Source organism: Rhizobium sp. P1_E6 (assembly GCF_056405875.1).
In genome coordinates this window covers 1-12102 of sequence record NZ_JBFUBG010000130.1, presented here as the reverse complement: position 1 = coordinate 12102, position 12102 = coordinate 1, and the positions used below count along the sequence as shown (strand labels likewise).

Annotated in this window: 9 protein-coding genes and 2 pseudogenes; 5 read left to right on the top strand and 6 right to left on the bottom strand. The window is 59.3% G+C overall.

What is annotated here, in order from left to right:
- The 3 genes and pseudogenes from AC1D35_RS32645 to AC1D35_RS32635 all read right to left on the bottom strand — a co-directional run.
- The coding region (locus AC1D35_RS32645; protein ID WP_477941991.1) for an ATP-binding protein at positions 1-1730 on the bottom strand (1730 nt) is incomplete at its 3' end.
- Positions 1731-1733: 3 nt separating this feature from the next.
- Positions 1734-2963 carry a metallophosphoesterase family protein gene (locus AC1D35_RS32640; protein ID WP_477941989.1) on the bottom strand — a complete coding sequence of 410 codons (1230 nt, stop codon included), beginning with the start codon at positions 2961-2963 and terminating at the stop codon, positions 1734-1736.
- A 195-nt stretch (positions 2964-3158) separates the two neighbouring features.
- Positions 3159-3350: pseudogene (locus tag AC1D35_RS32635) on the bottom strand (LysR family transcriptional regulator); the annotation flags it as partial.
- Positions 3351-3573: 223 nt separating this feature from the next.
- On the opposite strand from AC1D35_RS32635, the gene AC1D35_RS32630 reads away from it, so the two are divergent.
- Positions 3574-5925, top strand: a complete 2352-nt coding sequence (locus AC1D35_RS32630) for a methyl-accepting chemotaxis protein (protein ID WP_477941988.1) — start codon at positions 3574-3576, stop codon at positions 5923-5925.
- A 666-nt stretch (positions 5926-6591) separates the two neighbouring features.
- On the opposite strand, the gene AC1D35_RS32625 is transcribed toward AC1D35_RS32630, so the two are convergent.
- The gene (locus AC1D35_RS32625; protein WP_477941986.1) at positions 6592-7149 is read right to left on the bottom strand and encodes a DUF2076 domain-containing protein; all 558 of its coding nucleotides are present in this window, start codon (positions 7147-7149) and stop codon (positions 6592-6594) included.
- A 564-nt stretch (positions 7150-7713) separates the two neighbouring features.
- Positions 7714-7923: pseudogene (locus AC1D35_RS32620) on the bottom strand (hypothetical protein); the annotation flags it as partial.
- A 156-nt stretch (positions 7924-8079) separates the two neighbouring features.
- Here AC1D35_RS32620 and AC1D35_RS32615 point away from each other — a divergent pair.
- From AC1D35_RS32615 to AC1D35_RS32600, 4 genes are all read left to right on the top strand, one after another.
- A complete protein-coding gene (locus AC1D35_RS32615) occupies positions 8080-8406 on the top strand; it encodes a YciI family protein (RefSeq protein WP_477941984.1) in 327 nt (108 codons plus the stop codon).
- Between the two features lie 124 nt (positions 8407-8530).
- Entirely contained in the window at positions 8531-8740 is a 210-nt protein-coding gene (locus tag AC1D35_RS32610) for a hypothetical protein (protein WP_477941982.1), read from the top strand.
- Positions 8741-8883: 143 nt separating this feature from the next.
- Complete coding sequence (locus AC1D35_RS32605) at positions 8884-9645, top strand: peroxiredoxin-like family protein (protein WP_477941993.1); 762 nt, start codon at positions 8884-8886, stop codon at positions 9643-9645.
- An 88-nt stretch (positions 9646-9733) separates the two neighbouring features.
- Complete coding sequence (locus tag AC1D35_RS32600) at positions 9734-10621, top strand: LysR family transcriptional regulator (protein ID WP_477941980.1); 888 nt, start codon at positions 9734-9736, stop codon at positions 10619-10621.
- A gap of 39 nt (positions 10622-10660) precedes the next feature.
- On the opposite strand, the gene AC1D35_RS32595 is transcribed toward AC1D35_RS32600, so the two are convergent.
- Positions 10661-11410 carry an SDR family NAD(P)-dependent oxidoreductase gene (locus tag AC1D35_RS32595; protein WP_477941978.1) on the bottom strand — a complete coding sequence of 250 codons (750 nt, stop codon included), beginning with the start codon at positions 11408-11410 and terminating at the stop codon, positions 10661-10663.
- Positions 11411-12102: the final 692 nt, after the last annotated feature.

The following is a 12102-nucleotide window of genomic DNA, read 5'->3' as shown; positions in this document are numbered from 1 at the left end:
GCCTGGGACAGTGCCCCGTCCGCGAGCTCGTCTGCTGCAACGATGGTGCCGGAAAGCACGTCGTCCCACGGTCCGCCTTGTCGGAACTCGACCAAGGCTGCGTCGCGCACCGCCCTTGCCTCCTCGATCATCCCCCGCGTGATGAGTTGTCCGTCGCTTTCGAGTTCCTGGAGCTGCCCTGTGACCTCATCGCGCTCGAGGCATCGCTCGACCAATCTCTCTTGCGAGCGAGCCACTTTGTCAGCTGCAGCGACAAGAGCCGGTCGGTGTTTTTCCAGCTCCACCTCATCCGGCAACGGACTGGACAAGAGAATCTCGAGATCAACTACCGGCGGAATCAGCCGGCCCTTTGCCTCCGCAATATCAAGGCGGATGCGAGCCGCTGCGACATCCGCCTGATCTTCTCCTTGCAGGATCCGGATATCTGGTTGAAGGGCAGCAAACCGTTCCTGAAGCGCTCGGACATCACGAAATTCGCCAGCGCCGTCGTCGCGCTCCATTCGACGTAGATCGGCTGCCTGCTGCTCCAGCCGTTGTCGAAGATCAGCTGCCGCTCGCCGCAATTCATTTCCCTCGCGAACGAGGGTGTTCAGCTGCGCGATCTGAGCGTCCGTAGGCTGGGCCTCGACAAGTGCTTCGATCGATCCAATATGCCCGGCCCGGCGGCCGAGACCGGCGAGATCGAGATCAAAGTCAGCCACCTCCGCTTTCACCCGGGAAATGTCGCCCCTCGCCTGGGCATACGCCCCCTTCTGAGCAAAAAGGGCAAGTATCCGATCGCCTTGCGCGAGGAAGAGCGGTTCGGGACTGAGTGAATTGAGTTCGGTCTCGATGCGCTCGAGCGCGTCTCCGGCGGCTGCCTCTTGCGCGGCAATGGTATCAAGAGTTGCGAGCAACTCCGCCAAGCGGCGTTCGACCTCATCGGAAACGGTGCTGATCTCATCGAATTGACTCAGAGCAATGAGTTCGATGTCAACGTCCGCCACCAGTGGTTCGAGTGTGCGCAGATGCTGCAATCGATCGAGGCGTGTCTTGGTTTCTAAGCGTTCGCCGTCGAGTGCAAGGAGTTGACCCTCGACCAGCCGAAACTCATCGGTCAGACGTTTCCAATCGGGCGCTCTAAGTTCGTTGCCTTTTTCGGAGTGGCGTGCCGCCTCATGGCGGTCGAGCGCTTGATAGAAGCTTCGATCCTTTGATTTCCTCGAACCAAATATGGCATCGGCCTCTGACTCGATTTTCGCACGCAACTCGGTCAGACCCGTAAATCCGGAGGCTGCGGAGAACAACATGCGCCCGATTTCGCCGTCACCCTCAGTCATCTCGAGCCCGCCTTGCCGCAGCCGCGCCGAATCCATACCGAACGCCTGCTCGAAGACCCTTCGGCTCACGGAGCCGAGGAAGGGAGCCAGGATGTCGTCGGCGAGAGCCTTCTCGTCGTCCGAGCCCGACACCAACGTTGCCTTGCGGCCTTTACGACGCCGGAAACTGAGGGATGCGCCATCTCGCCTCGTCAGCGTTGCTCCGACCCTCAGGTGCGGCGGCTCAAACCGGTGCAGACCCGCGACTTCATTGGCAAACCCAAACAGTAGATCGGACAGGGCACGCAGAGCCGTGGATTTGCCGGCCTCGTTCGGGCCGTAGACGATATGAAGTTTGGCGCCCGGTCGAAACGACAGAGAACGGTTGGACAGAGAACCGTATCGCAGCAGATCCAGTCTATCGAAGCGCATGTCTCAACCTGCAGACGTCATTCGAGCCAAAAGAAGCTCGCGCGCCTCCTTGAGCAAATCGACGTTCGATATCCCGAGTGGCAGATCTTCGGTTGCCAAGCCACCGGGCAATTTCGTGACGATCTCTGCAACAACGGCATCGATCTCTGCAAACATTGGGGCATCGTCGCCGTCAGCAATCACCGAACATCCGAATGCGGCTGGAACGAGGGCCTCGACGGAGATTGGCAAGGCGAGCTTCAGCTCGAGTTTTTCGATCCAGAGATCTTCATAGGCTCGCTGGCACGCCGCCAGAACCTCGTCCTGCCACTGAAGCCGTTTGCCGGCGATGTCGAGGTAAAAGGCACAGGTGCCCGTAAATCGAACGCGTGCTGCGACCGGTCGTTCGTCGAATTCATCGGACAGGCGCCGCGCTGTCTCTTCGACCTTGCGCAAGACATCAATCGGCAAATCCTCCTCGCCAATCTCAACCGCAATGGCGGAAAAACGAGCACTGTCGACGACCAGCCTTTCGATTGAAGCGATACCGTCATTCACCGCCACAAGCACGGCGCCTTTTGCTCCTTGTTCGCGGATGCTCCTGCCCTGAAGGTTTCCCGGATAGACGATCAGCGGGTCGTTAGAGACGATTTCGAATTCGTGGACGTGGCCGAGCGCCCAGTAGTCGTAGGCTCTGGACCGCAGGTCATCGACCGAACATGGCGCATAGGATTCATGGCCGTTTCTTCCGGTCATCGAGGTGTGCAGGACCCCGATGTTGAACCAGCCACCAACGGGAGATGGATAGGTGATTGCCAGATTATCGAAAGCCGCCCGGTCTGTGAAACCCTGGCCATGAAGGGCGACCTTCTTCTCCTCGATCCGGAATGTGCCGGGCTTGCTTGTCGAAAATTCATGCACATTGGCCGGGAGCGTGATCGTCTTCGTGATCACGCTTGCTGCATCGTGGTTGCCGCGGAGCAGAAAGACAGGAATACCTGCCCGCTGGAGCCTGCCCATTTCACGATTGAAGAACAGGCCGATCTTGTTGTCCTTCCAGTCCCCGTCGTAGATGTCTCCCGCGATGATCATGAAGTCGATCGAAAGTTCGATCGCGCGACTGACCAGAAGCGAGAATGCTTCTCTGGTTGCCTTCGCGAAAATCGCAGCAAGCTGCTCGTCCTTGACGGAGAGCCCGCGAAAAGGACTCCCCAAGTGAAGATCAGCCGCGTGAATGAACTTGAATGATGTCACGAAATCTCATCAGGTCGAGAATCCAGACGACAATTTATCCCGATGCCCTCTCAGTGGCAGCGAGTTGCAGATGTTATCCACTGCTTTCGGAGTCGGTGCGAACCAGAGGAAACCCCCACCGCCCCTAGACGCAGGTCCAGCGTCATGCTCACAGCTTTTGCCCACGTGAAGCGGGCTTTCACGACGGCTCCAGTTCCGGATATCGGGATATTTGCGGGCAATGCGCGACAGGAACACCGGCAGCACCCCGATCATCGCCGCATAAACGGTACCGATCGCAATCCTGCGTGTCGTCTTGCCGGCGACCGACCGGGCAATCTCGGCCGAGAGATTGACTTCGCTCAAAATCCTGACCGCGCGATCGTGAAAGGCCGCTCCTGCTCTATTGCGCGCAATTGCGCTCACATTTCTAATTTTCTTAATGCTGTTTCAATGAAACCAGATTTATCCTGCGACACTATTGGACCTGGCCATGATGAGCCTGCGAACGAGTAAGAACTCGGCGGCCAGCGGATTGTCTTTTTTGAAGCATCGACGCGAGCGGTTCCAGCACATTCAGCTGTCGTGCGCGCACCAGCGAGACGTCAGCCGCAACGCAAGTGAGGCGACTGTGATTTTATCGATCCGTAATATCCTGGTTGGAATATTCCTTCTTCTGAGCGCGGTGATCTGTGTGCTCACCGCGTCATCCGCGATGGACGCATATAACAAAGAGCAGGTTTTCCGCGACGTATCGAAGCTGACCGCTCTTGACCGCGCACTTTTCCAGACACTTGCGACCTTTCGCAACGAGCGCGGTGATGGTTCATCCGCAGCAAACATGGAAATCGACGCACTCGCCGGCACGCTGGCTTCGCTGAAAAAGGATCGCGGGCTGGTGGACAGCGCCATGGCTAGCGCCAAGGCGATCTATGCCGATATCGACGACAACGCGATCAAAGCGCAGATTGCCGACGTCATGAACACGTTTGACCGGGTGCTGGCGTTTCGGGCAAAGCTTGATGATCAGTTGACGAAAAAGCTGGCAGACCGTGACGCCGGACTGCAGGACAATGCCCTTAACCTCGGACAGGAGCTGCTGACGGCGCTGGAAACCGGCTCGACAGCAATCGAAGCCCGAATCCGCGAAAGCGATCCGTCGATGACGGCAATGATCCAGATCCGCTCATTGGCATGGTCAACGCGTGCGCTTGCGGGGGCATCGAACCTCCAGCTCAATATCACGCTTGGCGCAGGCGCGACGATGACAGCTGCGGAGCTCGGCAAGATCCAGCTCAACGATTATGCCGTAGCCTTTGCCTGGAAGCAGGTCGGCGTCCTCGTGAACCACAAGGACACGCTGCAGATCATAAAGGACGCCTACCAGGCCACAGAGACCGGCTATTTCGGGGGCGATTTTGCTCCCAAGCGCGCGGCACTTCTCGAAACATTTTCTGCAGGCCAAATGGCGCCGATGTCCCTCGACGTTTGGCGGCCGATGGGCAATGACGCCCTTCTCTTCATCACCAATACTGCGGCCGCTGCAGCGGACGGCATGGTGGCTGCAGCCGCGGCCAGCCAGTCTCAGGCATTCGCCCAGCTCATTCTCTATACGTTGATCTTCCTCACCGCTGCTACCGTCAGTGTTGTCGGCATCTGCGTCATCATCTTCCGCGTCACCAAGCCGATCGGCGTCATCACGCAGTCGATGGCGGCCTTGGCGCAGGGCGATCTGAAGATCGAGGTGGCCGGTATCGCTCGCCGTGACGAAATTGGCGAAATGGCTCGCTCCGTCGAAGTCTTCCAGCAGGCTGCTATCCGCAATAAGGCACTTGAAAAGCAAACGGCAGAGGCACGGGTTTCCGCAGAGCGCGAGCGTATCGAGGTGCAGCGGCGCGCCGAGGCCGAAGCCGAAGAACGCTTGATACAGGCAACAGGCTCGCTCGCTGCAGGCCTGCGCCGTCTCGCAACCGGCGACCTCGTCTGTGAAATCGATACGGCTCTCGCGTCGCAGTTCGAGGCACTCCGTCACGACTTCAATACATCAGTCAAGCAGCTTCGCGACGCCATGCGGGGCGTCGGTCAGGCTGCGTCATTGGTCAGCAGCGGCAGCGTCGAGATCTCGCAAGCGTCCGACAATCTCTCCAAGCGGACTGAACAGCAAGCCGCTTCGCTCGAGGAAACGGCCGCTGCACTGGAGGAGGTCACAGCCAATGTGCGGTCGACCTCCCAGCGTGCCGGAGACGCCCGCGATCTCGTGCGCGGTGCCCGGTCTCGCGCGGAAAACTCAAGCCAGGTCGTTAACAATGCGGTCAGCGCCATGGGCAAGATCGAGCAGTCTTCCAGGCAGATCAGCCAGATTATCGGCGTCATCGACGAAATCGCTTTCCAGACCAATCTGCTGGCCTTGAATGCCGGGGTGGAAGCTGCACGTGCCGGTGAAGCCGGCAAGGGCTTTGCCGTCGTCGCTCAGGAAGTGCGCGAGCTGGCGCAGCGCTCCGCCGGTGCCGCGAAGGAGATTAAAAGCCTGATCGGCAATTCAGAGGTCGCTGTCAGCGAGGGCGTACGCCTGGTCAACGACACCGGCGAAGGCCTTACCGCAATTGCAGAACTCGTGCAGCAGATCAACCAGCACATGGACGCTATCGCTACTGCCGCCCAAGAGCAGTCTATGGGATTGTCGGAGATCAACAGCGCAGTCAATCATATGGACCAGGCGACGCAGCAGAACGCCGCAATGGTCGAGCAGATGAACGCCGCCGGCACAGGTCTCGCGCAAGAAAGCAGCCGTCTGGGCGAATTGCTCGGCACTTTCCAGACCGGCGATGGAGGAACAGCGACCGCCGGACACCGTGCGTTGGGTCCTTCCAGGACATTGGCGCTAGCCCCGGTTAGAGCGTCAGCGCCTGTCTCTCGCCCGGCGGCTGCCGCACGCGGCAATGCAGCGCTCAACAAGCTGCAGCAGGAATGGTCGGAATTCTGATCAGAGCCAAAACCGCGCCAGCCCGGGCGGTGATGCCCGGGCTGTGTTCGTTTCAGCAAGCGCCATAGTGGCTGTGGCGGGGCTTTGTGTGCTGGTCGCAAGAGAAGATCTGCCCAGCCCGTTTGGTCGCTCACTGGCAGGCAACTTTCTTCCCGCGACTTCTCGTCATGACAGGCGTTTCACAATACAGGACGGGGCCGAGCAGCCACCGCGTTGGTGCTTGGAAACGCTTCGGAATGGGGCGGACCGTCGGAGCGACAGCTGACGGGCTTTCGAAGGGGTCACGAAGTCATAAGCCAATGTGCGCGTTCGAGATCCGATCAAGGAGCCAAACGACCATGCTTGCCTCCAATTTCCGCGTGACCGCGCGCTTAGGGCCGACCAAGTACCGCAGCAGCAGGTACTCGATCCCACCGGCAGACTACATCGCCACCCGCGCGAGGGTTGACCTCGCCGGCGGTCGGCAACATTCGCACTTCTCGACACGGGTCGTCGTCGCCAAAAACGGACGTACATGGAATAAGATGATGCTTGCGTGGTCGTAGCGCGCACGCTTCCATCACCAAACCGCTCTTCCAAGGTCGGTCAATGGCTATTTATGGCGTCGAGCCGCCGGAGCTTGGGAGGATGGGAGGCGCCCGGCGGCTCGACATTCGAGCGGTCGACTCAGATGTCCTCGTCTCCGCCGAAATCCATGCCCTCGTCGGCGGCTTCGGGCTCGGAAGCGTCAGATTGCGCGGCCTGAGCCTCATTGCCGGCAAACATGCCGGCGATCGCATTGCCGAGCAGGACGCCACCTGCAACGCCCATCGCAGTCTGCGCGGCACCGGCGAGGAAGCCACCACCACCGCCGCGCGCCATCATGCCCGGCTGGCCGCCCCATGGGGATTCAGCAGAGGCTCGACCGTATGCGGGCGCCTGCGACATCGGGCGCTGTGGCGCTGAGTTGTTCCCAAACATTGATGAGAAAAACCCGCCACGCTGCTGACCACTCTGGCCCCGCGCATTCTGGTCTTCCAGCTCCTCGATCCGGCGCTGTGCGGCTTCGAGTGCCTGTTCCTGCACGACGATGGTCTGCGCCATATAATAGGGTGCGCCGGGCTGCTGTGCGATCCGGTCCTTGATGACGCGGTCGGAATCCGCGTCACGATGGCCGGACTGCTGCTCGACATGGGCAAGCTTGGAAAACAGGCCTTCTATGGCCTGCTGATCAGTACGATCCATGGTCATCTCCTTGGAATGTCACTTGGTTTCGCGTTGCACTCGCCAATGACACCGAGCGCGGCAGGTGGCCGATATTGGTGACGATCAGGGGAAGCGAGGGCGCCCCTGAAACGGCGAGAGTTCGGAAAGAGTCCCGATCGCGGAAGGGGTGTCGGATGTCCTCGGAAGGCAACGGGCAGGAAAGCGGATGCGGTGGCCAGGAACCGCCATTTGGCCGAACATGTCGAACCTACGTTTTCTGTCTTTCATGTTGACGTATACGGATAGGCCGAGTGCTCTATTCCCTCGCCGCGAAAAGATTTTTACATTTCGCGAAAGCGTCGGTGTTATGGTAGGCCGCTTCGGCCACGACAGGATTGGGCACGCGCCTGCCGCTACAATACCGTTCGCCGTGGACACCGTGTGGCCGAAGAAGCGCCTACAGCAAGGGGGGCGGTAATGCGCCGCTGTGTTGCGCGCAGGATGTTTCGGCGAACATGATCGCGAATTTCAGAAAACAGGCGGGCCGATAGACACTGGCACGAGCGCCAGGCCTCCCGCATAGAGTTCCCCGGGATCCGGCACTCACGCGCCGTCTTTTCGTGCCTGCCAGACCGGAATGCCGAGGCGGCGGGCCTTGTCTGCGAGATTGTCGGTAATGTCGTTGCCCGAGAAGACGATCAGTCCTGCCAGCATGACGGCAAGCATGTCGTCGTTTCGCCGGAAAGGGACGGCCTTCGCATGTTTGCTCCAGTTCGGCTTGAAGGTGATCTGGGTCACCTTTCGGGCTTCCGCCCGATCGCCTGACCGCGGCAGAAATTCGGCTCGGCTCATTCGCCTTTCGTATGAATGATATGCGGTGCCGCCTGCTACCGAGTTCAGCCCGCAGGCTTATTTTTACTACGCAACCGCAATTCAAAACCCCAGCAGCAGCGCTCGACGGAGAGTAAAATGATCGATGCAGAAGGCCCCCATTACTACGTCGTCTTCCAGAGACCGGGCCCTAAGTGGGTCGATGGCACCCCTTACAACGAGCAGCCTGGCTTCATGGACCACGTGACTTACGTCAGCTCCCTGCATGACAAGGGTCTGGTCGTACTGAGTGGTCCTTTCATGAAGGAAGAAGGCGGCCTTAACGGCAAGCTCGAAGACGGCGGCTTTACAATCCTGAAAGTCGACAGCCTCGAAGAAGCTACCAAGATCGGCACCGACGACCCGACTGTAAAGTCTGGTCTGCTCAACGCGGAAATAAAGACCCTCTGGGTTCCGTTCCACTAACTGTTCGAAACAGCAACTGGCCGCTCACGTGGATCTTCGGCTCCGATCCACTGAGCGGCTTTTTGTGCTTTGTAGGGATCAGCGACTGCGCTATCTGACTTCGAGAGGATACGAGGAGAACATGGTGTCGGAATTGAAGCTCCGCCTCAGCACCGAGGCCGACGACCCTGCTGTGCGTGAACTTCTCATCAGCTCATTTGAAACCCAGAACGGAGCCAAGCTCGGCGTCTCGTCGACCTCCCATCGCCTTGCAGATCTGCGAGATCAGGCTACCAAGCGGGCGAACGCCACCGTGCTGCGCCCGGAAAACCGTCCGGGCGCGTTTACACACTAGTGCCTGTTGCTGCCGGGCGATCTGACTTAAACCACTGGCCTGTGGCCGATTTCCTAGTTGCTTCCGGTGGTAGGGTGATTGGCCGTGCCAGATGGTGGAAAGCCGTGCTCCCAGGTTCGTCCGGGCAGGTCACTCGTGAGCATATGTTAGGGCAAGCGAATGAGTTTATTGAGCCGCCCATACGTCTCCCGAATATGACCTATCCGCTAACAACTGCTATTCACTTTCGCGCCATTCATTACCTTCGGCGCATGGAAAAGTATCCGACCTCGGCAACAGCCGAGCCTTCGAATTCACCAATACAGTCCAACACCGACGCCGCCAGAAGCGGCATTGCGGCTGTGCTTGCTCATGGCCGATCTTCACGGCTCCTCTTGGCCGGAGAACCAGCGCCAGCCTTCTCTCTGAAGGACAGTGACGGCAACACACGGTCGTCGAAAAGAGCTCTGGCCGGAGGGCCGCTCTTGGCTGTCTTCATTCGTGGAACGTGGTGCAGTTGCTGCAAGGCGGAGCTCGCCGCCGTGGAGGCCGCTGCGGATGATATCCGGAAACACGGAGCATCAATCTTCGGCGTTTCGTCTGGCAGCCGGGAAGAGCTTGCGGAGGCCTCGCGCGAACTTGGGCTGAGCTACCCGCTACTGATCGATGAAGACGGCAGAGTCGGGGAGTTATACGGTCTCCGCTGGCAGATCCCTCTGCAACTGGCCGTCCAGCATCCCGCGCTGTCGGCCGAGCTGCTCAGAGATCACGCGGTTTTCGCTATTCCCGGCCGCTTCGTCATCGACAAATCCGGCACCGTGGCCTACGCGGACGTCGACCCGGATTTCACCCAACGCCTGAACCCGAAGGAGTTGTTTCCAACCCTCGGCATGCTTCGTGGTATTTTCAGCGGTAGAGTCTTTTGACGCGGTGCTCGCGACCCCCTACCTTTCGGCAACGCAGGCCAACTCCTTGATGTCAAAAGGGCGTCGGGCGTCTGTGAGTGGAGTTACGATGTCCGACCAATTATCCGCGCTTCGACTCTTTGTCCGGGTAGCCGCGACCGGAAGCTTCTCGCAGGCTGCTCGCGAACACAATCTAACGCAGCCGACCGCATCACGCATCATCGCCATCCTTGAGGAGCAGCTCGGCGCCACCCTATTCGTCAGAACGACGCGAGCTGTGACGTTGACCGAAGCCGGCGCAGACTATCTTGCGCGAATCAAGCCCATCCTGGAAGCGCTTGAAGAAGCGGACTTCGCAGTCCGTGGTACCGGGGAGCTACGCGGAACGCTGCGAGTCGGCGTGTCGTCGATCGTGGCCTCGCGGATCCTTGTTCCGAACCTCCCGGATTTCGCCGGCCAGCATCCGAATCTTCGGATCGAGCTGGTGATCGATGACCGTCGGCAGGATCTAATTTCTGAAAACGTCGATATCGTCCTGCGCTTCGGAAAGCTTTCAGACAGCAGCGCCCTCGCCCGCCGCGTTGGAACGTGGCCGCTCGTCGCGGCTGCGGCACCCTCATATCTCGAACGCAAGGGAACGCCTCTCTCACCCTCGGATCTCGCAGCTCACGATTTCGTCGTTGCCGGACCAGCGGCGGGAAAAAGCATCACATTTAAGAAGGAAGGTCGCGAGGTCTCGACGCAGATTAGCGGGAACCTGGCGATCACCGGAGCAGAAGTTGCCGTCAACGCAGGCGCTACCGGACTCGGCATAGTAGTCGCCAGTCTTCCCAGCCTGGAGAAGGAAATCAATGATGGAAGCCTTGTGAGACTGCTGACGGACTGGGACATTGGCGAGATCTCAGCGCATGCGCTGTTCCCGAGCGGCCAAGCACCGAAGCCTGCTGCTCGCGCTTTCGTGGACTTCGTCATCTCGAAGATCGGCGGTAGGCAGTAAGCGCGGCGCCAAGTGGCGCCACGCATTGCCGAACTCGTTTTAAAGCGAGGTGATGCCGCCGTCGGCGACGAGATCGATGCCCGTCGAATAGCTGCTGTCGCTCGACGCGAGGAAAAGCGCGGCCTTCGCCATTTCGATCGGTTCGCCCACACGACCCAGCGGCGCTATCTCCCGGAAGTAAGCGCGCACACCATCGGCCTGCTCCTGGTCGGGGAACTGCGAAGCAATGATGGGGGTCTCGATAAGGCCGGGGCTGAGTGTATTGACGCGAATACCCTCGCCTTTCAGTTCAGCGGCCCACGTGCGAGCGAACGAACGGATCGCCGCCTTGGTGGCCGCATAAGCGCCGTAGGCAGGGAAGCCCTTCAAGTGCATGCCGGAGGCGACGAGCACGATCGATGACCCCTTTGACAGCAGCGGGATGGCCTTCGACACGGTGAAGTAGGTCCCGCGCGCGTTCGTTGTGAAAGTACGATCGAAGTGCTCCGGCGTAGCCTCTGCGATCGTCTGAAGTTCGACCATGCCAGCATTCGCGACGACAACGTCGAGGCTGCCCTTTTCGGACTTGATGCGGGCGAACAGGTCATCGAGCTCATCGAGCTTAGTCAAGTCGGCCTGCACACCTGCAATGCTTCCACCGATCTCGGCCTTTGCTGCTTCGAGCTGTCCTTCACGGCGGCCCGTGATGTAGACGTACGCGCCCTCTTCGACAAAGAGCCTGGCGATTGCCAGACCGATGCCGCTGCTCCCTCCGGTCACCAGGGCTGTCTTTCCACTCAGCTTACCCATATTCGCAATTCCTTCTGTTGGTCGCCATCGTTGGCGTCGAAGGAGAAGTTATTGACGAGGTAAATCAGTCGGTAGGCGACGGTGCCGAATAGGACTTATGCAGCACCTGTATAGTCGGCCTGCGATGGCATCGGAGTGGGAGTCGGCGACAGCGAATTCACTTCCGGCCTGCAAATTGACTGCCTCCTAGAGGCGCTTACCTATCCTTCCTATCATCTGACGAGGCGAGCTGGATCACGGGCGAGACGCTTATCGTATCCGGGGGCGCAGCCATGTAAACGCCAGAAGGAGGCCTGCTCGCGGGCCTCCTTTCCCTCGTCGTAACTGCATGTCACATAGGCTAGATCGAGAAACGCGCAAGGCGTTCAGCCAGCAGGACTCCGAGAAGGCGAAAACGCCATATGGGCCTTGTTGAGGTGGCCACATCCGTTGCGAAAATCTATCTTCTCGAAATTCGGAAACCGCCTTGATATCGGGGAGCCCAATTCTCTGCATGGACTAGGTCATCGCGTCAATGAGGTCCTGATCGAGGGTAAGTGACAGCGGGGCCTTGCTTCATAAGGGTGAAAACGGAGTTCAGAACTCAGAGAGCTGGACAATTCGACGTCACTAATGAAGGCTCTTGGCATTGTTTCTGTTAGCGAATTGATGAACCATCACAATTCCCTGCTCAAGCAGCAACTCGGCTGATG

Bases quoted from the DNA above. Each gene is read 5' to 3' on its own strand.
- AC1D35_RS32625 (WP_477941986.1), bottom strand. From the start codon at position 7,149: ATGGATCGTACTGATCAGCAGGCCATAGAAGGCCTGTTTTCCAAGCTT.
- AC1D35_RS32615 (WP_477941984.1), top strand. From the start codon at position 8,080: ATGATCGATGCAGAAGGCCCCCATTACTACGTCGTCTTCCAGAGACCG.
- AC1D35_RS32605 (WP_477941993.1), top strand. From the start codon at position 8,884: ATGTTAGGGCAAGCGAATGAGTTTATTGAGCCGCCCATACGTCTCCCG.
- AC1D35_RS32600 (WP_477941980.1), top strand. From the start codon at position 9,734: ATGTCCGACCAATTATCCGCGCTTCGACTCTTTGTCCGGGTAGCCGCG.
- AC1D35_RS32595 (WP_477941978.1), bottom strand. From the start codon at position 11,410: ATGGGTAAGCTGAGTGGAAAGACAGCCCTGGTGACCGGAGGGAGCAGC.